Source organism: Rhodococcus sp. BH5 (assembly GCF_027583855.1).
Classification (GTDB): Bacteria; Actinomycetota; Actinomycetes; order Mycobacteriales; family Mycobacteriaceae; genus Rhodococcus_F; species Rhodococcus_F qingshengii.
Window position 1 is genome coordinate 257,954 of sequence record NZ_JAJHVW010000004.1, and the last position, 23,543, is coordinate 281,496.

21 protein-coding genes, 1 tRNA gene and 1 riboswitch are annotated in these 23,543 nt (G+C 62.4%); of the genes, 12 read left to right on the forward strand and 10 right to left on the reverse strand.

Annotation, left to right across the window (positions count from 1 at the left end; genetic code table 11):
* The first annotated feature begins 82 nt into the window (after nt 1-82).
* Together RhoBH5_RS12900 and RhoBH5_RS12905 are read left to right on the forward strand one after the other, a co-directional pair.
* Nucleotides 83-1,429 (forward strand): lysine N(6)-hydroxylase/L-ornithine N(5)-oxygenase family protein, encoded by a 1,347-nt coding sequence (locus tag RhoBH5_RS12900; RefSeq protein ID WP_007734359.1) that lies wholly within the window; start codon nt 83-85, stop codon nt 1,427-1,429.
* Nucleotides 1,426-1,674: an MbtH family protein gene (locus RhoBH5_RS12905; RefSeq protein ID WP_003945538.1), complete on the forward strand. Its 249-nt coding sequence runs from the start codon at nt 1,426-1,428 to the stop codon at nt 1,672-1,674. The genes RhoBH5_RS12900 and RhoBH5_RS12905 overlap by 4 nt, the downstream gene beginning before the upstream one ends.
* An 83-nt stretch (nt 1,675-1,757) precedes the next feature.
* On the opposite strand, the gene RhoBH5_RS12910 is transcribed toward RhoBH5_RS12905, so the two are convergent.
* Nucleotides 1,758-3,185, reverse strand: a complete 1,428-nt coding sequence (locus RhoBH5_RS12910; RefSeq protein WP_270008383.1) for a threonine/serine ThrE exporter family protein — start codon at nt 3,183-3,185, stop codon at nt 1,758-1,760.
* A 122-nt stretch (nt 3,186-3,307) separates the two neighbouring features.
* Here RhoBH5_RS12910 and RhoBH5_RS12915 point away from each other — a divergent pair.
* Nucleotides 3,308-3,379: transfer RNA gene (locus RhoBH5_RS12915), tRNA-Thr, on the forward strand.
* A gap of 70 nt (nt 3,380-3,449) precedes the next feature.
* Here RhoBH5_RS12915 and RhoBH5_RS12920 read toward each other — a convergent pair.
* From RhoBH5_RS12920 to RhoBH5_RS12935, 4 genes are all read right to left on the reverse strand, one after another.
* Nucleotides 3,450-4,247 carry a GAF and ANTAR domain-containing protein gene (locus RhoBH5_RS12920; protein WP_003945473.1) on the reverse strand — a complete coding sequence of 266 codons (798 nt, stop codon included), beginning with the start codon at nt 4,245-4,247 and terminating at the stop codon, nt 3,450-3,452.
* Between the two features lie 478 nt (nt 4,248-4,725).
* Nucleotides 4,726-5,541: a hypothetical protein gene (locus RhoBH5_RS12925; RefSeq protein ID WP_003945831.1), complete on the reverse strand. Its 816-nt coding sequence runs from the start codon at nt 5,539-5,541 to the stop codon at nt 4,726-4,728.
* Nucleotides 5,542-5,588: 47 nt separating this feature from the next.
* On the reverse strand, nt 5,589-5,903 hold the full coding sequence (locus tag RhoBH5_RS12930) for a DMT family transporter (protein WP_007734365.1): 315 nt from the start codon (nt 5,901-5,903) through the stop codon (nt 5,589-5,591).
* 14 nt (nt 5,904-5,917) lie between these two features.
* Nucleotides 5,918-5,983: riboswitch (guanidine-III (ykkC-III) riboswitch) on the reverse strand.
* A 43-nt stretch (nt 5,984-6,026) separates the two neighbouring features.
* The gene (locus RhoBH5_RS12935) at nt 6,027-7,298 is read right to left on the reverse strand and encodes a hypothetical protein (RefSeq protein ID WP_270008384.1); all 1,272 of its coding nucleotides are present in this window, start codon (nt 7,296-7,298) and stop codon (nt 6,027-6,029) included.
* Nucleotides 7,299-7,670: 372 nt separating this feature from the next.
* Between RhoBH5_RS12935 and RhoBH5_RS12940 the strand changes: the two genes are divergently transcribed.
* Entirely contained in the window at nt 7,671-8,387 is a 717-nt protein-coding gene (locus RhoBH5_RS12940; protein ID WP_007734368.1) for a response regulator transcription factor, read from the forward strand.
* Nucleotides 8,384-9,835 carry a sensor histidine kinase gene (locus RhoBH5_RS12945; protein WP_064111860.1) on the forward strand — a complete coding sequence of 484 codons (1,452 nt, stop codon included), beginning with the start codon at nt 8,384-8,386 and terminating at the stop codon, nt 9,833-9,835. The genes RhoBH5_RS12940 and RhoBH5_RS12945 overlap by 4 nt, the downstream gene beginning before the upstream one ends.
* A 25-nt stretch (nt 9,836-9,860) precedes the next feature.
* Here the strand turns inward: RhoBH5_RS12945 and RhoBH5_RS12950 are convergent, their stop codons facing one another.
* Together RhoBH5_RS12950 and RhoBH5_RS12955 are read right to left on the reverse strand one after the other, a co-directional pair.
* Nucleotides 9,861-11,171: an alanine racemase gene (locus RhoBH5_RS12950; RefSeq protein ID WP_270008385.1), complete on the reverse strand. Its 1,311-nt coding sequence runs from the start codon at nt 11,169-11,171 to the stop codon at nt 9,861-9,863.
* A gap of 47 nt (nt 11,172-11,218) precedes the next feature.
* Nucleotides 11,219-12,694: an amidohydrolase family protein gene (locus RhoBH5_RS12955; RefSeq protein ID WP_270008386.1), complete on the reverse strand. Its 1,476-nt coding sequence runs from the start codon at nt 12,692-12,694 to the stop codon at nt 11,219-11,221.
* Between the two features lie 203 nt (nt 12,695-12,897).
* Between RhoBH5_RS12955 and RhoBH5_RS12960 the strand changes: the two genes are divergently transcribed.
* The 7 genes from RhoBH5_RS12960 (at nt 12,898) to RhoBH5_RS12990 (ending at nt 21,062) form a co-directional block, all read left to right on the forward strand.
* Nucleotides 12,898-13,743 carry a M55 family metallopeptidase gene (locus RhoBH5_RS12960; protein WP_007734371.1) on the forward strand — a complete coding sequence of 282 codons (846 nt, stop codon included), beginning with the start codon at nt 12,898-12,900 and terminating at the stop codon, nt 13,741-13,743.
* Between the two features lie 271 nt (nt 13,744-14,014).
* Entirely contained in the window at nt 14,015-15,232 is a 1,218-nt protein-coding gene (locus RhoBH5_RS12965; protein WP_228401904.1) for an MFS transporter, read from the forward strand.
* Between the two features lie 14 nt (nt 15,233-15,246).
* Nucleotides 15,247-16,104: a tryptophan 2,3-dioxygenase gene (locus RhoBH5_RS12970; RefSeq protein WP_019747028.1), complete on the forward strand. Its 858-nt coding sequence runs from the start codon at nt 15,247-15,249 to the stop codon at nt 16,102-16,104.
* A 143-nt stretch (nt 16,105-16,247) separates the two neighbouring features.
* Complete coding sequence (locus RhoBH5_RS12975) at nt 16,248-17,342, forward strand: M20 family metallopeptidase (protein WP_003945833.1); 1,095 nt, start codon at nt 16,248-16,250, stop codon at nt 17,340-17,342.
* Nucleotides 17,343-17,410: 68 nt separating this feature from the next.
* Nucleotides 17,411-18,283 carry a GNAT family N-acetyltransferase gene (locus RhoBH5_RS12980; RefSeq protein WP_047889271.1) on the forward strand — a complete coding sequence of 291 codons (873 nt, stop codon included), beginning with the start codon at nt 17,411-17,413 and terminating at the stop codon, nt 18,281-18,283.
* Nucleotides 18,280-19,395 (forward strand): o-succinylbenzoate synthase, encoded by a 1,116-nt coding sequence (gene menC, locus RhoBH5_RS12985; protein ID WP_228401905.1) that lies wholly within the window; start codon nt 18,280-18,282, stop codon nt 19,393-19,395. Before RhoBH5_RS12980 ends, menC begins: the two co-directional genes overlap by 4 nt.
* Before the next feature lie 47 nt (nt 19,396-19,442).
* Nucleotides 19,443-21,062, forward strand: a complete 1,620-nt coding sequence (locus RhoBH5_RS12990; protein ID WP_058039306.1) for a PucR family transcriptional regulator — start codon at nt 19,443-19,445, stop codon at nt 21,060-21,062.
* Between the two features lie 71 nt (nt 21,063-21,133).
* Here RhoBH5_RS12990 and RhoBH5_RS12995 read toward each other — a convergent pair whose 3' ends face one another.
* The 3 genes from RhoBH5_RS12995 to RhoBH5_RS13005 all read right to left on the reverse strand — a co-directional run bounded on the left by RhoBH5_RS12995 (nt 21,134) and on the right by RhoBH5_RS13005 (nt 23,489).
* Entirely contained in the window at nt 21,134-22,030 is an 897-nt protein-coding gene (locus RhoBH5_RS12995) for a serine hydrolase (RefSeq protein WP_007734380.1), read from the reverse strand.
* A gap of 156 nt (nt 22,031-22,186) precedes the next feature.
* Nucleotides 22,187-22,822, reverse strand: coding sequence for a ScbR family autoregulator-binding transcription factor (locus RhoBH5_RS13000; RefSeq protein ID WP_007734383.1), 636 nt, complete (start codon nt 22,820-22,822; stop codon nt 22,187-22,189).
* A 238-nt stretch (nt 22,823-23,060) separates the two neighbouring features.
* A complete protein-coding gene (locus RhoBH5_RS13005; RefSeq protein WP_042449536.1) occupies nt 23,061-23,489 on the reverse strand; it encodes an HIT family protein in 429 nt (142 codons plus the stop codon).
* Nucleotides 23,490-23,543 lie beyond the last annotated feature (54 nt).

The following is a 23,543-nucleotide window of genomic DNA, read 5'->3' on the forward strand; positions in this document are numbered from 1 at the left end:
TTAAGGGTAGCCTTTGCTACTTACTTCGGGACATCGATTGGCGGCCGTACCAGGTCGTTCCGTCGGGGATGGACTACCTGTAATGAGTGAATCACCAAGAGACTCCAGCGCCGAACCTGCCATTGTCGACATCGTCGGCGTCGGGTTCGGTCCGGCCAACCTCGCGTTGGCCATTGCTGTCGAAGAACACAATGCAAATTGTGCGGCCGTTGATCGGGTGAACGCGCGGTTCTTCGAAAAGCAGTCTCAGTTCGCGTGGCATCCCGGGATGCTGCTCGACGGTGCCACCATGCAGATCGCGTTTCCGAAGGACCTGGTGACGTTCCGGAATCCACAGAGCGGATACAGCTTCTTCTCATATCTGTTCGAGCAGGGTCGACTGGTCGACTTCGTCAACCACCAGACCTTCTTCCCCACGCGCCACGAATTCAACGACTACCTGTGCTGGGCAGCTCGACGAGTCGACGCGGACGTGCAGTTCGGTACAACCGTCGACGGGGTCGAGGGCATCAAGAACTCCGACGGCGTTGTCGATCGCTTTGCGGTTCGCACCGCCGACGGTGAAACGGTGATCGCGCGCAACATCGTTGTCGGAGCCGGACTGAAAGAGCGGATCCCGGAGTGGGCGACGCCTTCGTCGCGGTGCTTCCACAATCACCAGTTCCTCTTCCATCTCGAAGCAATGCCGGAGCCCGTACACAACCGGTTCGTCGTTCTCGGCGCCGGCCAGAGTGCCGCGGAGATCGTGGACTACCTGCACGCGAACTACCCGAACGCCGAAGTTCACAGTGTTTTTGCCCGCTACGGCTACAGCCCGGCAGACGACAGCCCGTACGCGAACCGCATCTTCGATCCCGAAGCCGTCGATCAGCTGCACGGTGCAGACGCCGCGGAACGACGCCGACTGCTCGATCTGCACCGCAGTACCAATTACTCGGTCGTCGACATCGAACTGATCAACAAGCTGTATGCCACCGAATATCAGGAGATGGTTCGTGGGCCGCGGCGACTGTTCATGCGTCGGGCCTCGGAGATCACGAGTGCCGTGGAGACCGAATCCGGCATCGAACTGGCTGTCCGTAGCAATCTCGACGGCTTGACCGACACGCTGGCGTGCGACGCACTCATTCTGGCCACGGGTTTCACCCCGGCACCTCTGGACGATTTGTTGGGTGAACTCGTGCCGGATTCGTCCGTTCCGCGTAACGTCAGTCGGGATTATCGACTGGCTGTAACGGAGGACGTGACAGGCGGTATCTATCTGCAGGGTGGGACAGAACAGACTCACGGATTGACGTCGTCGCTGCTGTCGAACGTGGCAGTGCGGGCGGGGGAGATTCTGGCGTCGGTGCTGAGCCACCAGAACCGAACTGGTGCGCTTGCTAGTCTGGGCGCACAAGACACGTACGTAACGAGTGAGGCGAGATGAGCACTAACCCTTTCGATGACGAAGACGGCCGCTTCTACGTGCTGGTGAACGACGAGGACCAGCACTCGCTGTGGCCCACGTTTTCCGAGGTCCCCGCCGGCTGGCGAGTGGTGTTCGGTGAAGACAGCCGCAAGGCGTGCCTCGAATACGTCGAGGCCAACTGGACCGACATGCGTCCGAAGAGCCTGCGTGAGGCCATGGAAGCCGATCAGGCTGCCGGTGGAAAGCACGCAGTCGAGAGCTGATTCTCTCACCGCTCGGAACCCCCGAGTGAACAGAAAAGAGCTGGGCACCGTCAGGTGCCCAGCTCTTTCTGCTTGAACGACGCCTACTTCTCGGTGACGGGAACTCGACGCCTGCGCTTGCGGACCATCGGGCGACGTAGCGAGTCCACGCGCATCAGAATCCGTGGACGACGCAGCGTGCGCGCTCCCCATTCGCCGAGCGTGACGCCCGCGGCCAGGGCACAGCCGATACCGAACGCCGACAGCAAGGCAGTCAACCCGATCAGTACCTGGTCGTTGAGCAGCGCGTACAGGCCTCGGTACAGCGACAGACCGGGGAGCAGCGGAGTGATGCCTGCGACCGCGACAACCAGCGGAGGCGTCAGTGCGCGGCGAGCCATCAGACCACCGGCAAGACCGACCACGGTTGCGGCGATTGCGGCGGCGATCACGGGACCGACGTCGAGTGTCTGCACGAAGATCGACACACCACTGCCTGCCGCACCGCCCAGGAACGCCGCGGTGAGTGCACGCCGCTCGGCGTAGCAGGCGAGCGCGTAGAACACCGACGCACACGCACCGGAGAGCATGAGGATCGGCAACTGCGTGATGGTGGAGACTTCCACATTGATCGGTGGAAGCGTCGAACCCAACATCCCGGTCATTCGCAACGAGATTGCGACGCCCGCGATGATGCCGCCCGTCATCATCACCACTTCGAAGAATCGCGCGACAGCTGTAATGGGTGCACCCATGATCGCGTCCTGGACCGAGCCCACCAACGACAGCCCGGACAGTAGAACGACCACTCCGGCCGCGATGACCAACGACGGCCGGATACTGATCCCCAGCTGGTCCTGAAATGTATAGAGCGTGGCGGCAGGCGCAGCCGCGATGAGACCACCGACAACCTGCTGGAAGAAGAACGGCAACCCGAACCGGTTCAGTACGCGGTTGACTCGATCGATGACCATCGTCGTCAGAAACGCGACTGTGGCAACGAGGAACCCGCCGCCGAGCAGGACGGAGACCGAAGCCGCCATCGCAGCCCAGGCCATGGTCGCGGTCCATCGGTTGTACGGGTGCGGCGCCGTCGTGATGGCTGTGAGCGCGTCGTGCGCTTGGTCCGGTGTGATCGCCTCACGGCGGATACGACGTGTCAGACGTTCGACGGCCGCCAGCCGCGTGAAGTCCATCGAGCGGTAGTGGACGATGCGCATCGTGCTCGCCGGCGGTCGCGTCGGGCCGCGATAGGCAGAGAGCACAATCGAGTTGTAAGTGACGTCGACGTCACACTGGGCAAGGCCGTACGTGGCGGCGATGAACTGCACCTGCTCAGCGGTGTCCATGGCCGCGGTTCCGGATGCGAGGAGGACTTCGCCCACCCGAACCGCGAGGTCCAGGACCTCTGCGACGACGGCGTCGTCTGTCAGGTCGATCGGTTGAAGCGGTGCGGGAGCCGACGTGACCGTGTCGACGGTGGCTTGCCGGTTTCCCGTCAGGCGTGTGAGTACTTCGGTGAATTTCGCCATCAGGGGGCGGAGTGGGAGTTGCGCATGGGGCCCACGCTATCTAACGTGACCCGCGCGCGGCCACCGTGACGGCTTGGATATGATGGCTCCGCAAAGTCAGTCGCGGCAACGCGTCGGTCTTCGCCTCCTTAGCTCAGTGGTAGAGCACTCGCCTTGTAAGCGAAAGGTCGTCGGTTCAATCCCGACAGGAGGCTCCGAAAGAAGAGGCACTCACCAATGTGGTGGGTGCCTCTGTATTTGCTGAGGTGCCGATAGGCGCCCGGTTCAGTTGGTCTCGGGCTTGTTCGTAGCCTGGCGCGGGTCGATCGCGCCGTCGATGTACTGCTGGGCGATCACTCGCAGTTTGACGTTGCTGCGCTGCGAGTCCTGGATGAGAATGCGGAAGGCTCGGTCGGCGTCGACGTGGTGGGTGCCCATGATGATGCCCTTGGCTTGTTCGATGACGCCTCGCGATTCGAGTGCTCGCTCGAGGTCCATTGCGTGCTTTCTGGCGATGTCGAGGCGCTGCGAGCTGTGCAGCGCGTAGGCCGAGGTCACGGCGAACAGTTGGAGCAATGCCACGTCGGCGCCGGTGAAACCTCGGAGGTCGTGGCTGTAGAGATTGAGGGTTCCGAGCGGGCGTTCCCGGCCAGGCAGTGGCATGGACAAGAAGCTGACGGCGCCGACTGCCTTTGCCGCGCTTGCGAATTGAGGCCACCGGCTGTGGGCTTCGCTGGCATGTGCGCGGACAACGGTTCCCGTGCGTGACGACGTCACACTCGGTCCGTAGTCCAGTCGGAATTGGATCGAGTCGACGGTGCGAACAAGTTGGTGGGTGGCGGCGACGGTTCGGAATGTCGTGTCCGAACCGCCGATGGTAATTCCGGCCATGTCGGCGTCGGCGATGAGATCGACGGCATGCCTGCAGACTTGTTCGAGAAATTGCTCGGCCTGGGCATGTGGATCGAGGTGCGCGTACAGCGATTGCAGGGCGTCCGAGGCGGCGTCCAGGCTGTCCTGCGACGCGGAATTTCGGCCCCCGGTGGGGCCGCGGTGTCCTCTGGCGATGCGCGGCGCCGTCATTGTCTCAACCACCCTTCCCCATCACGTCGCAGGCATGTCCGATTCGTCTCATTGTTGCACCGGACTAACTGTTGTGCACTCTGTTTCGGTGGACAAGTGTCTGATGGGGCGGACGGTTATGTGAAGTGGTCTGCGTATGCCCAATCGTGATGTTTGATTCGGCCGTTAGCGGGTAGTGCGCCGATCTTGGAATTATGTTGTCCTGCAACAGTTAACGTGGAAACTGCGACCGGGGTACAAGTTTTCTCCGCAATGGCGCGCAGGTCACGAACTTGGCCTATTGTCAGCGCCAGCGCACAATCTTGTACGCGTAACCCGTAGACAGTGAAGGGGATACGACGATGAACGGACTGATCGCGGCTCTGAACAGTGGAATGACCGTTGGCTTGGCCAACACGATCCTGACTTTCGGCGGAATCATCATCAACCTCAACATCGTGATCAACAACTGACCGCGTAATCGGCGAGTAACCGTTTGTTATGCCGATTCGATCGGAAGGTCCGGCCCTGGGCGGTCGCTCTTGCTCTTGAGCCACCGATTGGGAAGTTTGCCGGCAAGTTCTCCGAGTGGACCGACTGCAGCGCTGAGGATTCCGACGGTTTCCTGAAGGACCTCGATGCTCGCGCTCATCCGCTCGAGGTTGGGGGCGAGGGAAGTCAAGGTGTCGGACAGTGCAACGATCTGGTCAAGCGGGCCGCCTTCGGCGATGAGCCGTTCGAAGGCGCCGTTCTCTGCCAGGAGTGTTTCGAGGATGCCGTTTTCGGCCAGTGCGCGATCGATGACACCGTCCTTGGCAGTCAGGCGTTCGACGGCACCGTCTTGCGCTGTCAGGCGTTCAAGCGGACCGTCCTCCGCCATCATTCGGTCGAGGAGACCGTCCGGCGCGAGCAAGCGTTCCAATGCGCCGTTCTCGGCGAGCACCCTATCCAGCGGTCCGCCGGGGGCAAGAAGTCTTTCGAGTGGTCCGCCGGGAGCGAGCAGTCGTTCGAGAGTGCCGTCGGGTGCAGTCAGTTTGTCGACCGGGCCGCCGGGAGAGAGAAGTCGATCGAGTGGCCCACCGGGGGCCAAGGCCTGCCCGATGGGCCGATCGTCAGCGGTGAGCGATGACAACTGCTGGATCATCTGCATGGGTCCGCGGGGGCTTGCCAAGCCGGCAGCACCCGCCGTCACGGCGCCGGTATTACCGACGGCGATACGAACTGTCGTGACCGTCAGCTCGGCGATTCCCAAACTGATCTCTGCGGCTGCAATGCCCGCGCGTAGGGGAAGCGTGAGCATCTCCAGCAGTTTCATGCGTTAACTGTAACCGGTAACACACAAACACTCACCAGGATCGCCGGTCAGTGAAGGACCTTCAGACCGACGACACAGCCGACGATGCCCAGGATCAGCAGTATCTTGACGATCGACGTGGACTCCGCGCCGGTGATCATCGCATATCCCACGGTCAGGGCGGCGCCGATGCCGACCCAGATCGCGTAGGACGTCCCGATGGGAAGGGTACGCATTGCATACGCGAGGCCGGCCATACTGACGATCAGGCCGAGGACGAAGACGATGGTGGGCGACATCTTGCTGAATCCGTCGGACTTACCGAGTGCGGTAGCCCAGACAGCTTCGAAAAGTCCGGAAATGACGAGCACGATCCATGCCATGGTGAACAACTCCCAAGGCACCGTCTTTTCGCTGGCCGGGTACGGTGCGCTCGTCCGGATGTCGTCGTTGACCACCCAACCATAGCAACAGAATTCTGCGTTCCGACCCGATCAGCTGGCGATTTAGGTCACCACCGCCGTTCGAACTCTCTTCAGATGGATGGTCGACACGGACACCACGATCGTCGCCGTCGCAGCGAGAACAGTCAGAGGAATCGGCGTGTTCACGGCGGCCGGTCCGTGTTCGACGAGCACACCGGTAGACCACCCGAATTCCCGCGAGCCCGGGTCCAAGAAGGTCGGTGAAACCGAGAACAACGTGAAAGCGACGGGCAGCATCGCCCCGCTCGAGACTGCTTCGACGGCAACAGGCATGCATGACGTGACGGCCAGTCCCAGCGCAAGCGGGAGGATGAGGACGTAGGCAACCGTGGTCGGGGCGGCATCCAGCAATCCCGAGAGTGCAGTCACGGCAAGGAGTCCCAGCCCGAGTTGCGGCATCGGTCTTCTCCAGCCGACGACGACGCCCAACGCCAGGGCAGCAGCTCCCGCGGGCATCGCCCAGGTCCAGTCGGATGGAAAGGAAATCGAGCTGACCGAAACCGCGCTGACTGCCAGTCCGACGAGTACGAAACGACCGTCGTGTGGCGGCAACCGCCAAGCCAGTGCGACGGTAACGGCAACCGCCGATACCACCGCGATCACCCATGACCCAGGTGATGTCGTCGAGCCCAACCACACATAGAGAGCCGTGAATACCAGGGGCAGAACAACTCCCAGCTTCACCAGGCGTGCGTCGATGTCGCCCGGCTCCTGATTCGGTCGTGCGAGTGCGGCGACTCCACCCACGAGAAGAGTTGCGGCGAGCAGAATCCAGACGGGAACCGTGGACGGCACGGGGTAGGAATCGCCCGGAAGTGTGAGCGACCACCTGGGGACGCGATCGCGCCATAAGTCCGCTGCGCCGAAGTACAGGGTCGTCGTGGTTACGCCGAGTCCGAGAGCGGTTTGTGCTCCGCGGTGACCCTTCGTCGGAAATGCCGCTGCCGCGAGGAAAGCGCCTGCTCCGATTGCGTTCAGAGTCACCGAAATCTGGGCGGAGACGGGGACGAATGCAGGTAGCGCGATGGCGAGGGCGCCGACTACAGCGAAGACACTCGCGAGACCGCCACGTCCCCAGCGATGCAGTAGCGCTACGCCGACGGCCGCAACCACCGCGGCAGTTGCTCCCGCCCACTGCGGCGTGATCACCACCGAGATAACGCCGGCGTCGGAGAAGGAGAAGTCGTCAACTCGGGACTCGGACACTGCGTACGCGGCTACCACACCGCCGACCAGCGCGGACGCCACAGGACCGTAGAGCTGAGCGATTTGAACTGGGCTACGTTGCTGCATAATTCGTCGAATTTTTGCACAACGCGCCGATACGACTTATCGTCACATCGCCGTGCGGATCAATCCACACCGGTTCCCCGTCTCGAAGTCGAGGAACCAGCAGATGGCGTCCTCGACTCGGCCACTGAACGATGTCGTCGCCGGCCAAATTTGTCTGAACTGCGTCGGCGACCCACACCGCAGCGTCCGCGAATACAGTCTCCATCGACAGTGCGTTGAAGTAGCTGAATCCGCTGATGTCACGTGTGCCTTGCCAGCCGATCGAAGCCTGGATCCTTGCCGGGATCCTGCTGTCAGCTTTTCACCTGCACCCGGCCGTTCACAGGAAGCTCCCAGGGAACATACAGCGGGAATCCAGTGGCAGGGGAGAGGATGGTTCTCGTGACCGACAAGACCCCCGAAGCCCGCATCCTCGTTGTCGACGACGAACCCACCATCGTGGAGTTGCTCTCCGTGAGCCTCCGATTCCAGGGTTTCGAGGTGGCAACTGCTTCGAGCGGCGCCCAAGGCCTGGACGTCGCACGGACATTCCGTCCCGACGCGATCGTTCTCGACGTCATGATGCCCGGGATGGACGGCTTCGGTCTGCTTCGACGCCTGCGCGCCGACGGCGTGGACGCGCCGGTCCTGTTTCTGACGGCGAAGGATTCGCTCGACGACAAGATCAGCGGCCTGACCCTCGGCGCGGACGACTACGTGACCAAGCCGTTCAGCCTCGAAGAAGTCGTGACGCGGTTGCGGGTCATCCTGCGCCGCGCCGGTCGCGGTGTCGCGCCGGAGCAGTCGCCGCGGGTGAAGTTCGCCGACATCGAACTCGACGACGACACCCGCGAGGTCTGGAAGAAGGGCGAGTTGGTTGCACTCTCGCCCACCGAGTTCACACTGCTCCGATACTTCATGGTCAACGCCGGGACGGTTCTCAGCAAACCGCGGATTCTCGACCACGTCTGGAATTACGACTTCGGTGGAGAGGTCGGAGTTGTCGAGTCCTACGTTTCCTACCTGCGGCGCAAGGTGGACACGGGGGAGACACCGCTGATTCACACATTGCGTGGGGTCGGCTACGTGATGCGTGAACCGCGGCAATGATCGCCGCCGCGGAAAACGATCAGCTTCCGAAGCGGGGTCGTTTCCGTCTCCATTCACTGCCGCTGCGCTTCACCCTGGTTGCGGCCTTGCTGGTGTTGGCCGCGCTGGGTCTGTTGGCGTCGGGTGTAGCGGTCACTTCTGCTCTCGAGAATTCACTGACCCAGCGAACCGACAAAACGCTGTACGAAGCGGTCGACGGTTGGGCAAAGCCGCACAGCAGAGATCTGCAGCCGCCCAGTGACGTCGGCCCGGGCACCCGCCCACCCAGCCCCTTCTTCGTTCGGACCGTGACCCCGGACGGACGGGTGATCATCCTGAACGACAAGTCGACGACGACCGAACCCGACCTGTCGAAAGATTCCACCAACGGCCCGATCACCGTCGGATCGAGCGACGGTTCGGACGTGAACTGGCGGGTTCTCACGACGGTCCGCGACGGCACGACCACGACTATCGGTGTGCGACTGACGGATAACGAGCAGACCGTCGACGACTTGGTCGGCCTGCAACTCGGCATCGGCCTGGTTGTCCTGCTGATCCTCGGCGGCGCAGCGTATTTCGTGGTTCGTCGGAGCCTCCGTCCGCTGGTCGAGGTGGAGGAAACTGCCGCTGCCATTGCCGCCGGCGACCTTCATCGACGTGTTCCGGAGCGCGATGACCGCACCGAGGTCGGTCGACTGTCCGTGGCGCTCAACGGAATGCTCGCGCAGATTCAGCACGCATTTGCCGCGACCGAGGCTTCGGAGGAATCGGCCCGGCGTTCCGAGGAGAAGATGCGTAGGTTTGTCGGCGACGCGAGCCACGAGTTGCGCACACCCTTGACGACTATTCGTGGGTTCGCCGAGTTGTATCGCCAAGGCGCCATGACTGATACGGAAACGCTGATGAACCGGATCGAGGGCGAGGCGTCGAGGATGGGACTTCTGGTCGAAGATCTGCTCATGCTGGCAAGACTCGACGAACAGCGTCCACTCGAGAACAAGCCTGTGGATCTGCTTGCAGTTGCGGCGGATTCGGTACAGGCGGCACGAGCGATCGCACCGGATCGAACTGTCGAACTTCAGATGGCCGGCGGCCCAGGCCTGCCCGAAGTGCATGGTGACGAGGCCAGGCTGCGTCAGGTAGTTGCCAATCTGGTGGGCAACGCGATCAAACACACTCCGCCGGATGCGCAGGTCACCGTTCGTGTCGGTACGACCGAGAACTCCGCGGTGGTCGAGGTTTCGGATACCGGTCAGGGTTTGAGTGACGAGGATGCCGCGCGGATCTTCGAGCGTTTCTACCGCGCCGACACCTCTCGCACCCGTGAGACCGGGGGCGCCGGTCTCGGCCTGTCCATCGTTTCGGCTTTGGTTGCAGCGCACGACGGAACCGTCAGCGTCGAGACCTCCCTCGGGCAGGGGACGACGTTCCGCGTCGAATTGCCGCGTGACCCGAAGGACGACTGACGCCGGATTGCCGCAACCGGTCCCCTCAGAAGTAGGTGTGCACCGTACCGACGACGCGGTAATCCGAATCGACCTCGGGAATCAGTGACCACTTGTCGAATGTGGTGCAGGGATGCGAGATTCCGCAACCGAGCAGATCGCCGACCTTCACGTCGAAGTCAGCCGGAACGTCGACGTACGCGTGCTGGTCGTTGAGTGCGGTGATCGTCAGCTCTCGCGCTGATCGGTTGGATCCGTCGCGTCGGCGCCACAGGACTATGGGAAAGCCTGCGTCGGAACCGACATCGCGGCGGCCGAAGCCCAGGATCACCCGTCCGGGTTCAGGTATGGAAAGCACTACACCCCAGACCTCTGCGGCTCCCTGCAGAGTTCGCGGACCGTCAGCCCACGGCGAAGTTTCGGCATAGAGACCGTGATCATGGGTGATATAGCAACCGCTGCGCAGCACGATGCGTACACCGTTGTCGAGTGCCCACCGGCCGGCCAGCTCGCGTACAACCAGATCGTGAAACGCACTGCCGCCGAAAGTGACCAGTGGCTGGGGAGCCTTCGCGGAGTTGTTCTCGAACAGGTTCTCGGCCACACAGATTTCCGTGAAAACCCGCGCGGATTTGAGATACGAATCGACGGAGATACGGCGGGCTGCTACCGAGGCTCCGGGCATCATGCCCTCGAACCCCTCGACTCCGGTGAGAATCAACGAAGGTGCCTGCGATGCTGCGCGTGCGACGTCGAGTGCTTGCTCGACAGTGCGAGCGCCCGCGCGTCCGCTGTCGTAGCCGAGTTCGACGAGAACCCGGATACGGCTGGCCGGTGAGACTTTCGCGATCAACTGTTCCATCAGGCGGACGCTCTCGACCGAGTCCACGAGGGTGGCGACGAAGAAATCGGGGTCGGTGGCCTGGGCGTCGCAGATCCACCGAATACCGGCGGGATCGAGAACCTGGCTGGCGATGATGATGGTGTCCACACCGAACTCACGCAGAATGCGTGCCTGCGCAACGGTTGCCGCCGTCATCGCCCAAGCCCCGGCGTCGAGTTGCCGTCGAACCAGTTCGGGGCTCATCGTGGTCTTCGCGTGAGGCGCCAGATCCACATCGTGGTCGGAGCAGAACTGCGCCATGAGGTCGACATTGTGCGCGATCGCTGCACGGTTGAGTGTCATCACGGGTAGCAGGAGGTTGCCGTCGAGTGCCGAGATCCCCAGCGGCTCGAGGTCGGAACCGTCGCGACCTTCGAGGTCGGTGCCGAAGGCCTTGTGCTGCCAACCGATCGGGGGGTTCGCGAAATCCGTCATGGCATCGATTGTGCCGTTGATTGCAGACGATGTGTTCATGTGTGGTGACTTTCTGTCAGAACTATGCAGGTCAGAATGAGATCCGGCTACGAGCGGCGTACCGGGCGACCAGGCAACGCGTCCTGGACCACGACACCGTCTTCGACGACGGGTACTCCGCCGACCAGCACGCGGCTGATACCGGTGGAGGGGCGGGTGCCGTCGATGTACGTGGCGTTGTCGGTGATTCGCTCGGGGTCGAAAACGAGGATGTCCGCGTCGCTACCGGGGCTGACCCGACCTTTCGTCGCCATCGAGGGAACCGACTCCTCCAGAATCTGCGCAGGGATCAACGAGCAGCGCGCGATTATCTCCGACAGCGACAGCAGCCGACGCTCGCGGTACAGCGTACGAATCGCACGTGCATAGGTGCCGGCGCCGCGGGGGTGGCCGAGTGCCTTCTCCGGCAGTGGCCACCGCAATGCGTCGGCAGGCGAACGGCCGGGCCAGGTCAGTGGCATCGCGTCGCTCGCGATGGCGGCGCGATCGAAAGTCATCGCCCGTTCGAGGAATTCGCGCTGCACGGTGTCGTTCTCGTCGAGGAACTCCACCAGCACCAACCCACCGGGGTCGGTGGCCCGAAGATGTTCCAGCTGCTTGCGGTCCGCGATACGTTCACCGGTGGGTACGAATGTCAGCGACCGTGGTGTCAGATTCATCAGGTGCAGCTTGTCGGGATCGAGAAATGCAGCTCCGACGGCCGTCGACCCGGAACCGTACGGATACGCCTCCGTCGTGACGCGCGATCCGGCTGCCTGAACCTGTGCCACCACCGACAGCGCGTGGTCGACGTGCATTCCCGAGGTGCTGTTGACGTGGCAGTAGTGCATGTGTGCGCCGGTTTCGGCTGCTGCACGGGCGATTTCGACGGCACCATCCACCGGGCTCGACGGATCGGCCGAGATGAGAGGGCGCGCATGGGTATAGGTGGGAACACCGGCTCGCGCCGCGAGATCCGCCACCTGTAGGTACTCCACCGGATCGGATTTCGGCGCGTACCCGACCACCACGCCGATGCCGAGAGCGCCTGCGGCCAGATCGTTTTCGAGGAGTTCGAGAATGTGGGCGCGCTGAGAGGCGGTGGGCTCGCCCTGCCAGCTCGGGGAACCGAGATGGTGCAGGAGCGTTCTGATGTCGCCGTCGGGATCGGCCCCTGAGAGTTCGATCATTCGGGCGTGCGCCCACGACGTCGCGTAGCCGTAGTTGATCGGGCGGCCCTCGGCGCCGGCCCGGGCATATGCCTTTGCAACAGGAATGACGCCGGCTTCCAGTTCGAGGGCCGTCGTGACTCCGTCCAATGCCTGAAGTCGCTGCTCGGCGATTTCCTGTCCGTGGCTGTGCAGGTCGATGAATCCGGGGCAGATGACCTGACCGGTCACGTCGATCGTCTGCCGGGCTTCGATCGCGTCGCGACCCCACGCCGAGACCTTGCCGTCGGTGATCGCGATGCCCCGAACCTCGTCGGTCCCCGATGCGGGATCGACGACACGGCCGCCGGTGAACACGATGTCGTGGACCTGCATCAGCGCTGCACTCCTGTCGTTGGTCGAACCGCCTGGCCCGGCGAATGTCCCGATGGTTTCACGGCTCGGGTATCGGATTCTGGTGTGAACGTCCCAAATGGAGGCCGACTCACCGTTCGAGCGGACAAGAAACGGATGCGCTCGAGTGTGAAGGTGAAAGCGAAGTTATCAATTCAGCCGATTGAGATCGATGGAGGACAGGAATGCACGTCTATATTTCGGTGGACATGGAGGGTATCGCGGGTATCGCGACGCTCGATCAGACGATCCGCGGCGGTGGCGGCTACCACCGTGCGCAGATGCTCATGACCGCCGAGACCAATGCCGCGATCGCCGGTGCGTTCGACGCCGGTGCGACGAGCGTCCTGGTCAACGACAGCCACGGAACGATGGACAATCTGCTTCACGCCGACCTGGATCCACGGGCGCGTCTGATCTTCGGAACACCGAAGATGCAGTGCATGGCGGAGGGACTGACGTCCGATCACGACGTCGCGCTGTTTGTCGGCTATCACGCACCCGCCGGTGGGCCCGGCGTCCTGGCGCACACGTTCTCGAGCTTGTTCGCCGACGTCCGCCTCGACGGCAAGTCCGTCTCGGAGACCGACGTCAACACCCTCTACGCTGCCACCCAGGGCGTTCCCGTCGGCCTGGTGACGGGTGACGACATCATCTGCGGCTTGGTCGACGCGGCCTCGCCGACAACCGAGACCGTCGAGGTCAAGAAGGCACATGGATGGTCGGCAACCAATTCGCTGCCGCCGTCGCTGGCGTGCGAGCAGATCCGAGCAGGAGCCGAGCGCGCAGTGCGTAAGGCCGACACACTGAAGCCGGTCGAGCTGCGTGACGAATGGACCCTCGAGATCGTTCACCCCACCACCACGGGAGCTGAACTCGCCGAGGCTGTTCCCGGCTCGCGACGGATTTCGGATCGTACGATTTCGCACACACTCGGCAGCGTCGACGACATTCTCGGTCTGATCACTGTCAATGCCCGGCTTGCAGCCGCAGGCGTCTCGACGATCGTGGCAGTCGCCAATCGCACGTAGTGAAGTAGCGACTCCATCGCGAAATGCCGCCGACGCCGTGTGCGCCGGCGGCATTTGTCATCTCTTGGGGCAGAACATGTTCCGACCGACCAAACGTTGCTTCGGCTATTGGTGAAACGGACCAATGCGGTAGACGTGTTCGCTGTCACACTTCATCAGTCTTTTCAATGTTCCAGTCCATGCGGCACAAGACAATTCGGGAGGCTTGATGAAGGCGGAACGCGTCACAGTGGAAGGACCGTCGCGGGCGAGCGACGGTCCGGTTCGAAATATGATGGACAACAAATCGATTCGTCGTACGACCACCGTTACGGTGGGGCTGCTCAGTACCATCTGGTTGATCGACATGGTGGATCGCGTCATGATCGGGCTTGCGCTTCCGATGATCGGCGACGAATTCTCGCTCAGCAGTACGCAGTTGGGTGGCGTGGTCTCGGTATTCGCGATCTTCTACATGCTCGGGCAGGTCCCCGGCGGAATGTTGGCCGACCGCTTCGGACCCAGGCCCCTGTTGATCGTTGCTTTGATCCTGTGGTCGGTGTTCACAGCGTTGACAGGGTTCGCGTGGGGTCTCGTCTCGCTGATGGTCATGCGTGCGATGTTCGGCATCAGCCAGGGGCTCTTTCCAGCGGCGTCGTTCAAGGCTTTGGCTGAGCGGACGCGTCCGAAAACCAGGGCGACCGCGATGGGTTTCATGCTCGGCGCCAACAACCTCGGCCCCGGCATCGCACCGCTGATCATCGCGCCGGTCCTCATGGCCGTGGGGTGGCGTGACGCGTTCTGGCTGGTGGCGATCGTCGGCGCAGTGATCGGCACGGTGGTGTGGTTGGTGCTGCCCGCACCGCTGGACACGGAAATCTCGGAAGATCCCGAGGCAGCCTTGCAACCTCTGGCGAGCGAGCACTCTCGCGCCGCCGTGTTCAAGTCCGCGTCGGTGTGGAAGTTCGCGATTCTGTTCTGCCTGGCCAACATGTCCGCGTACGGGCTGATGACCTGGGTGCCGAGTTATCTGCTCAACGACAAGGGACTCTCGCTGATCGACACGGGAATCTTTGCCGCAATCCCCTTCATCGTCACGGCGCTGGCCACGATTGTGGGCGGGCGGTTGGTGGACAAGTACTTCCACGACCGGGCCAGGATCCTTCTGGTTCCGTGTATGGCCACGTCGGCAGTCCTTTTGTTCCTGATGACCACCGCTGACACCGTCGCGATGTTCACGTTCTACGAGACGTTGGCTCTAGGCATCAGCGGTCTGTGTTCGATGTCGATCTTCGCGATGCCGTTGCGGGCACTTCCGGCCGAATTCCTCGGTTCCGGAATGGGTTTGATCAACGGTTGTGGTCAGTTCGCCGGTTTCATCACCCCGCTCGTGATGGGATGGATGGTGGACCAGTTCTCGTACATGGCTGCATTCGGAGTCCTGGTCGGAGCGACGAGCGCTGCCGCATTGGTGGCCATGATCGTTCCGCAGACCCCGGCGAAATTCTGACAAGGAGACCGAAGATGTCGGCAACGGACGGCACACGAAAGATCGAAGACGACGTCGTCACCGATTTTTCCGAGAAGATGAGTTACGGGGCCTACCTCGGACTCGATACCCTCCTGGATTCGCAGCACCCGGTGAGCGAGCCGGAACACCACGACGAACTCTTGTTCATCATTCAGCACCAGACCAGCGAGTTGTGGCTCAAGCTGTTTCTCCACGAGATACGGGCGGCCAGAGCAGCGATCGCTGCCGACGACATTCGGGTTGCGTTCAAGCGGATCGCACGTGTCAAACACATTCAGGCCACCTTGACCGAGCAGTGGTCGGTGCTGGCGACACTGACGCCGGCGGAGTATGCGGAGTTCAGGGGCGTTCTCGGCAACTCGTCGGGGTTCCAGTCGTACCAGTACCGCGCCGTGGAATTCGTGCTCGGAAACAAGAACGCGGGCATGCTGAAGGTGTTCGAATCGGATCCGTCCGCCCATCGATTGTTGGAGACCCTGCTCGGGGAGCCGACACTGTACGACGAGTTCTGGCGGTACCTGTCCAGGCAGGGGTACGACGTTCCGGCGTCGGCTCTCGAACGAGACGTCAGCGCGCCCTACGTGCGAAACGACGAGCTGATTCCGCTGGTCAAAGCAATCTACGAGAACGTCGAACAGCACTGGACGGCGTACGAGGCGTTCGAGGAGTTGGTCGACCTCGAGGAGAGCTTTCAGCTGTGGCGGTTCCGGCACCTTCGGACCGTGCTGCGGGTGATCGGCATGAAGAAGGGGACCGGCGGTTCGAGTGGTGGTGCCGGCTTCCTGCAACGTGCGCTGGAGTTGAGCTTCTTTCCCGAGCTGTTTGCCGCCCGAACAGAGATCGGTACCTGACACACCTGCTTGATGGCACCCAGCTATTCGTGACACACGACGAATCCGAGCCCGAAGGACAGGAGTCTTGGACAAGATCCGACAGGGTCGCTTCGACCAAGCTTGACTGCGAAGTTGCAAGTCGGTGACAGGAGAGCGTCGGAGTGGACAAGAAATCAATGGTGGCAGACCTGGCGGCGTTGGTAACCGCCGAGTCGCCCAGTTCCGATCTCGGCGCAGTCGATGCATGTGCGGACGTGGTGGCCGAAATCGGCGAACGCCACCTCGGAAGCACCCCCGAACGTATCCGCATCGACGGGCGCCAGCACTTGCGTTGGTCGTTCGGCGCGGAGCCGAAGGTGATGCTCCTGGGCCATTTCGACACCGTCTGGCCGCTCGGAACGCTCGCGGAGTTGCCCTGGTCTGTCACCGACAACATCGCCACCGGACCCGGAGTCTTCGACATGAAGGCCGGCATCGTCCAGCTCTTCCACGCGCTCGCATCGCTTCCGTCGCTCGACGGGGTGGTCGTGCTCCTCAATTCCGACGAGGAAATCGGCTCCCCGACCTCGCGCGCACTGATCGAGGAGCAAGCACGTCAGGTCGACGCGGTGCTGGTCCTCGAAGCCGCAGCCGACGGCGCAGTGAAGACCGCGCGCAAGGGTATGTCGCTGTACTGCGTCGACATCGAGGGACGCGCTGCACACGCCGGACTGGAACCGGAACGAGGTGTGAACGCTGTAGTGGAGCTCGCACACCAGATTCAGGCCGTGGTGGAGCTCGCGGACCCGGCGGCGGGAACGTCGGTGGTTCCGTCCGTGATCAGTGGCGGCACGACCACCAATACTGTTGCAGCGCAAGCGCAACTGTGGTGTGACGTTCGCATGTGGTCGGCGAAGGAACAGGAACGCATCGACCGTTCGATCCGTGCACTGACACCGGCGCTGGCCGAAAGTCGAATTTCGGTGTCCGGAGGCCCCAACCGTGGACCACTGGAATCAGTGTCTTCGGAGAAGCTGTACTTTCTCGCTCACCAGGTCAGCAGTGAGAGCGGTTTGGGGATGCTGCGCGACTGCGCCGTCGGCGGTGCATCGGACGGAAATTTCACTGCCGCAGTAGGAACTCCCACGTTGGACGGCCTCGGTGCCGTCGGCGGTGGCGCCCACGCAGCGACAGAACACGTAGAGATAGATCAGATGATCCCGCGCGCCACCTTGTTGGCCGGTCTGGTGACTCGAATCCTGGAGGGAGGACTGTGACTATGACGTCGCCGAACAATGTCCAACGCAAGACCGTTCAACCATTCGGAGGTGTATCGCCTTCACGGATGCGGCAAGCAATCAGCCAGGCCGAGCAGGCCGCCCTGCTTGCATGTGTGACTATCGAAACCGTCACCGGGCATGCCGAGTTGGAACAGGTATTCGGTCTGTTCGAGAAGGTATGGCAGCCGGAGAGCGGTAACCCTCCCGTCCATCGGGACATGATGAAAGCGCTCGCACACTCCGGTAACTACGTCGCCGGCGCGTTTCGTGGTGGAGACTTGATCGGCGGCTCGGTTGCATTCTTCGAGGAACCGCAACATCGTTCTTTGCATTCACACATCACGGGGATCCTCCCGAACGTGCAGAACGGGCACATCGGCCTCGCGTTGAAACTGTTCCAGCGAGCGTGGGCACTGGAACGGGGAATTCTCCATGTGCGGTGGACTTTCGACCCGCTCGTCGCACGCAATGCCTACTTCAACGTCTCGAAACTCGGTGCGTTCCCGATCCAGTATCTGCCGCGTTTCTACGCGCCGATGAACGACAGTCTCAACGGCGGCGCAGACAGCGACCGATTGCTGATCGACTGGGAAATCGGTAGCAGCAAGGTTTCCGACGTCGTCGCCGGTTCGGGAGAGGTCCCGACTCCCGAGTCGTTGGGAGCGAGCGAACTGTTGTCGATCTCCGAAGCCGGCCTGCCCGTGTTGAAGTCGACCAAGAATCGATTCGTCACTGTGGCTACACCGAATGACGTGTACACACTGCGTAAGTCGGACCCGGCGGCGGCGAACGACTGGCGCCTGGCAGTCCGCGAGACTCTCGGTGGTGTGCTCGCCGAGAACGGAGTGGTTCTCGCAGTTACCAGAACCGGAAAGTACGTGCTGGACCGTGCGCCGGGAACACAGGCAGGCAGGACAACAGCGGAGGTTACATCGTGAAGATCGACGGAGTTGAATTACGCCGGGCGGCAATGCCGTTGAAGGCGCCGTTCCGTACCTCGTTCGGCACCGAGACCACCAAGGACGTGTTGTTCGTCAAGGTGGTCACCTCGGAATCGGAGGGCTGGGGCGAGTGCGTGGCGATGTCCGAGCCTCGCTACTGCTCCGAATACACGGACGGCGCCGCCGAAGTCCTTCGTAAGTTCCTGATTCCGTCTCTGGGTGAACTCACCGATCCCGACGTGCACGCACTGAGCGCGACGATGGAACAGTTCGCCGGGCACCCCATGGCCAAAGCGGCACTGGAAACCGCATTTCTCGACGCCGAGTTACGGGCTGCCGGGACGAGCATGTCTTCGTACCTGGGTGCAGTAGTCGATCGCGTACCCGCGGGTGTCTCGGTGGGTATCAAGAATTCGATCGATGAGCTGCTAGAGGAGGTAGGCGGGTTCCTCGATGCCGGATACCTGCGCATCAAACTGAAGATCGAACCGGGCTGGGACATCGAGCCGGTTCGCGCAGTCCGCGAGAGGTTCGGCGACGACGTACTCCTCCAGGTCGACGCGAACACCGCGTACACCCTGGCTGACGCCCGCCATCTCCAGCGGCTCGACGACTTCGACCTCCTGCTGATCGAGCAGCCGCTTCCCGAAGAGGAACTGCGTGGCCACGCCAGGCTGGCCGAGATGATGCGGACGCCGGTCTGCCTCGACGAGTCGATCACCTCCGCGAAGGTCACCGCCGACGCGCTGGCAATCGGTGCGTGCAGCGTGGTGAACATCAAACCGGGACGTGTGGGCGGTTATCTGGAATCGCGTCGTATCCACGACGTCTGCAAGGCCAACGGAATTGCCGTGTGGTGCGGCGGAATGCTCGAGACCGGAATCGGCAGGGCCGCCAACGTCGCGCTTGCCGCGCTCCCCGGATTTGTCCTACCAAGCGATACATCGGCTTCCGACCGGTACTTCGCCGAAGACATCACCGAGCCGTTCGTACTCGACAACGGTTACGTGAAGGTTCCGGAAGGACCGGGTATCGGCGTCGAACCGATCCCCGACCTGCTCGAAGCAATTACCACGTCGGTCGAATGGATCGGCATGGATCGGCTTTGACGAATCACTATGACACACTTCGTTCACCGGACGAAGGAGTGATAGACGTGGGCACCGTACGACCTCGCATCAGTTTGGTGCGGCTTCTCGAAGACGTGGGAACTACGGTGCTGAATCCGGTTGTCGGCGACCCGGAGGCGGTCCAGGAGATCGCCTCGGTGGTCATTCACGACCCCGACGACGACTCACCCTCGACACCGGACTCCATGGTGCTGCTCGTCGGCGTCACCGGAGGCGAACGTATCGCGGAGTCCGTGGCCGGCCTGGCCGAGCGCGGAGTACGCGTGGTGGTCGCGCGAGTGACCGCCGAGGTCAGCGATGCGGACCGCGAATCCGTCATCGCCTCGGGCGTCGTGCTGTTGGCCTTGGCGCGTGGAGTCTCGTGGGTTCAGCTGACAAGCCTGCTTCATTCGGTGCTCTCGGCCCGAAACGAAGTCGGGCACATCCACTCACGCGGAGGTGGCCCGGCCGGCGATCTGTTCGCCTTCGCCAACGCTGTCAGCGCACTTCTCGATGCGCCGATCACGATCGAGGACCGAAGCTCACGGGTCATCGCCTTCTCCGGCCGCCAGGAAGAAGGAGACGGTCCACGTATCGCGACCGTTCTGGAGCGGCAAGTTCCTGACCAGTACATTCGAGTGCTCGAAGAGGCCGGGGTCTTCGACCGGCTCTATCGCAGCGACGATCCGGTGTGGGTCTCGGCCGAGACCCTCGGTACCAAAATGGGTCGTATCGCCGTGTCCATCAGAGCCGGCGACGAGTTCCTCGGCTCCATGTGGGTGGCAACCGGTGAGCCGATGTCCGACGACCGGATGCGTGCTCTGCGCGATTCAGCCGGGTTGATCGCGCTGCAGATGTTGCGGTTGCGCGGCGGCGCCGACGCCGAGCGCCGACTGCGCGCAGACCTGATCGCAACCCTTCTCGACGGTGGGTCAGGTGCGGTCGACGCGATGAATCGCCTCGGCCTCGGGACCGGCCCCGCACTCGTGATGGCTTTGGGTCGTAGGTCTTTCGAAGGATCGTCGAAGCCGGACGATGCCGCCCACGTGGTGCGACTGACCGACGCTCTGGCCATGCACCTCGGCGCCGTCCACTCGCAGTCGGCGGCAGCCTTGGTCAACGGAACCGGCTACGCGGTGCTGTCTGTACGAGGGCATTCCCCGGCCGAAGCCGAGTTGCAGGCGTTCCGTGTGGCCTCGGACTTCCTGGACCGCACCGGAGCGTCCGGCGACACGATCATCGGGATCGGCCGGGTCGTGACCAGACCGGCGCAGCTGAGCCGATCGAAGCGCGACGCCGAACATGCCCTCGAAGTGTTGTTGGCGGGACGAGCGTCGGGCAGCGTCGCCACCTTCAGTAGCGTCCACGTCGATGCCATCCTGTTGGAGATCGCGTCGGAAGCTGCAGCCGAAGGGTTCTCGGACCTCGGACCGATCGAGGCGATCGCCAGCCACGACGCCGCTCATGCGACCTCGTTCGTGGACACTCTCGATGCGTGGCTCAACGCGTTCGGTGATGTCGGTGACGCCGCGGCGTCATTGCACGTGCACCCCAACACCTTTCGATATCGCCTCAGCAAGTTGAAGGGTATGGCCGCGTTGGATCTCGACGACCCCAACGTCCGCTTCCGGTTGATGGTGCATCTTCGTCTGCGCGGTCCACGCTAGCTCGAAAGCCGAAAAATGCGGGTCGCACTGATTTCTCAGCGCGACCCGCATTCTTTGTCAGTGGGTTCGGATCAGCTGTTGTTGCGAAGTGCTTCGACAGCGATGCGGCCGACGGTTCCGATGGAGGCGTCGATCTTCGGGGCGCGGTGGGTGAGCTCGTGGGACTTGGTGAAGACACCGACGGCGTAACGCTTGCCGTCCGGGTACGCCACGACGCCGGCCTCGTTTCGTACCAGTCCCAGCGTTCCGGTCTTGGCGGCGACAGTGACCTCGTCGGGGAAACCGGACGAAAGGCGGTGCGGCCAGACCTGCTTGCTCATGATGGTTCGGACCTCTTCACAAGCCGATGCGGGGCCGGCTTCATCCCTCCAGATTGCAGCCAGCAACATTGTGATCTCACGAGGAGTACTGGAATTGGAGCGGGCGGGATCCATGACGGAAATTGTCCGAAGAATTTCGATGGGGGGCATTTCCAGCAAGGTGCCCTTGTCGACGCCGAGGTCGTCGTAGACCGTCTTGAAGAGGCCTCGGCAGTCACGGACCAAGTTGGTCTTCTCCAAACCGAGCCCGCGCAGCGTTGCGACGATGTTGTCGAGTCCGAGACGCTCGTACAAGAAATCCGTGGCGGCGTTGTCGCTGAAGCTCATCATGAGCAGAGCGAGGTCTCGCCAGCTTGCAGTCACGTCGTCGGCGCAGCCGCCGATACCGATGCCGCCGGAGCGGAACTCGGCGGTCACCGTGGCGTGCTCGGTCGGATCAAGGGTGCCTGCCGCTACTTCACGGGCGTACTGAAGCACAACAGGAATCTTGAAAACGGAGGCGAGGATGACACCTTCGTCCGCGCCGTAGCCGAACTCTTCGCCGGAATCGATGTCGCGTGCGTGGACGTAGGCATCGGTCTTCGCTTCGGCAAGTACAGCAGCGATCTCCTGCTGTGCGCTCTCAACGTACGTGGCGGTTTCGGTCATTCGAGAAGCCCTTTCGTCGGTATCCATGTATCTGGGTTATTCGTGGATCTGACGATAGTGAGTCGACGACGGGGGGTCTTGTACGAATCGACGAAGGTTGGCGCACGGTTCGGTGCTGATGCGCCGAATCATCCGGGCGTCGGGGTGTTCTCCGGATCAGGACGCATAAGTTTCGAGGCGACATCCGACCAGTTCGGCGACGGCGCTGCGTCGCTTGTCGGAGACCACGCCTGCCAACAGGAGGGTGAACAATTCGTCGATACGGTCGTTCAAATCGCTTCGTCTGGTGAGAACGTTCGAAACCAGTTGAACGCCGGTGAATGCCGAGATCACCACGCGACCCACCGATTCCGGCTCCACATCGTCGCGGATGTCGCCTTCGAGCTTCGCGGCCTCGGCCAGTTTTCGAAGCTCGCGGATCCACGCGACGTACGGGCCTTGCGAACCGTCGGCAGAGGCCAACTCGAGGGTAAGTCGGATTCCCGCACGAACAATAGGTTCTGCGACGAGTTGGCGGCCCATCTCGTGGCACACCATGACGAGCTGTTCCAGTGCCGGTGCGCCTGTGGCTGCAACTGCGGTGAAGGCACTGATCGAGATCTGGTGCTGTTCTTCGATCACCGCCTGAGCCAGTTCGTCTTTGGACGAGAAGTGAAAATAGACCGCGCCCTTGGTCATCTGCGCCGCGGACACGATGTCATTCATGCTCGTGCTGCCGTACCCCGTGACTTCGAACCGATCAGCAGCACCTTGAAGAATCTGTCGGCGACTGATCTTGGCACGTTCCTGCATTGCTCCCTTGTCCTCCGACTGTTAACACGTGAACCAGTTTTAGGGCCCTAGGTCCCGGACCAGCGACCCACGGTAGCAGCGAATCTCGTGCTCGCGCGACAGCGCGAAACGGACTGTTCGGTGTGCAATCGCAGGTCACGGTCGGTAGGAGCGACAAATGCGACCGCCGCAACCTCCGTTGGAGGCTGCGGCGGGGAGTCCAGTTATCGGCCAGCGAAATTCGGTCGAAGGTATGCGATCAACGAGTCGAGACAGTTGCCTCGAAGCCGAGGTCGCGTAGCGCCGACTTGAGTTTGGTCTGTGCCTCGTCGAGAGATTCGGGTGACGGCGAGGTGTCGGCGCCACTGATGTCGAAGTTCCCCATGTCGTATGCGGGGAAAACATGAACGTGAAGATGCGGAACTTCCAGACCTGCGATGAGGAGACCCGACCGAGGCGCGTCGAACGCCTTACGCACGGCTTGGCCGAGGTTGCGGGCAACAGCGGTGACCTTGGCAAAGAGTTCAGGATCCACGTCCTGCCACTGATCGACCTCGGCTCGCGGAACCACAAGCACGTGGCCCTGCGTTACCGGCGCGATGGTCAAGAACGCGACGACGTCCTCGTCCTCCCACACGAAACGTCCTGGTAGATCCCCGTTGATGATGGCACTGAAGACTGAAGGCATACCCCGAGATTAGCCCGCGTCCGGTTGCCAGGAAACTCCCAGGCTGGACGCAGG

Coding starts and splice junctions, on each gene's coding strand:
- RhoBH5_RS12950 (WP_270008385.1), bottom strand. CDS start 11,171: ATGAACACATCGTCTGCAATCAACGGCACAATCGATGCCATGACGGAT.
- RhoBH5_RS12930 (WP_007734365.1), bottom strand. CDS start 5,903: ATGGCATGGATCGTGCTCGTCATTTCCGGACTTTTCGAAGCTGTCTGG.
- RhoBH5_RS12995 (WP_007734380.1), bottom strand. CDS start 22,030: ATGACCGAAACCGCCACGTACGTTGAGAGCGCACAGCAGGAGATCGCT.
- RhoBH5_RS12905 (WP_003945538.1), top strand. CDS start 1,426: ATGAGCACTAACCCTTTCGATGACGAAGACGGCCGCTTCTACGTGCTG.
- RhoBH5_RS12910 (WP_270008383.1), bottom strand. CDS start 3,185: ATGGCGAAATTCACCGAAGTACTCACACGCCTGACGGGAAACCGGCAA.
- RhoBH5_RS12900 (WP_007734359.1), top strand. CDS start 83: ATGAGTGAATCACCAAGAGACTCCAGCGCCGAACCTGCCATTGTCGAC.
- RhoBH5_RS12955 (WP_270008386.1), bottom strand. CDS start 12,694: ATGCAGGTCCACGACATCGTGTTCACCGGCGGCCGTGTCGTCGATCCC.
- RhoBH5_RS12980 (WP_047889271.1), top strand. CDS start 17,411: ATGCGGCAAGCAATCAGCCAGGCCGAGCAGGCCGCCCTGCTTGCATGT.
- RhoBH5_RS12940 (WP_007734368.1), top strand. CDS start 7,671: ATGGTTCTCGTGACCGACAAGACCCCCGAAGCCCGCATCCTCGTTGTC.
- RhoBH5_RS12965 (WP_228401904.1), top strand. CDS start 14,015: ATGATGGACAACAAATCGATTCGTCGTACGACCACCGTTACGGTGGGG.
- RhoBH5_RS12920 (WP_003945473.1), bottom strand. CDS start 4,247: ATGACGGCGCCGCGCATCGCCAGAGGACACCGCGGCCCCACCGGGGGC.
- RhoBH5_RS12925 (WP_003945831.1), bottom strand. CDS start 5,541: ATGAAACTGCTGGAGATGCTCACGCTTCCCCTACGCGCGGGCATTGCA.
- RhoBH5_RS13000 (WP_007734383.1), bottom strand. CDS start 22,822: ATGCAGGAACGTGCCAAGATCAGTCGCCGACAGATTCTTCAAGGTGCT.
- RhoBH5_RS12945 (WP_064111860.1), top strand. CDS start 8,384: ATGATCGCCGCCGCGGAAAACGATCAGCTTCCGAAGCGGGGTCGTTTC.
- RhoBH5_RS12960 (WP_007734371.1), top strand. CDS start 12,898: ATGCACGTCTATATTTCGGTGGACATGGAGGGTATCGCGGGTATCGCG.
- RhoBH5_RS12970 (WP_019747028.1), top strand. CDS start 15,247: ATGTCGGCAACGGACGGCACACGAAAGATCGAAGACGACGTCGTCACC.
- RhoBH5_RS12935 (WP_270008384.1), bottom strand. CDS start 7,298: ATGCAGCAACGTAGCCCAGTTCAAATCGCTCAGCTCTACGGTCCTGTG.
- RhoBH5_RS13005 (WP_042449536.1), bottom strand. CDS start 23,489: ATGCCTTCAGTCTTCAGTGCCATCATCAACGGGGATCTACCAGGACGT.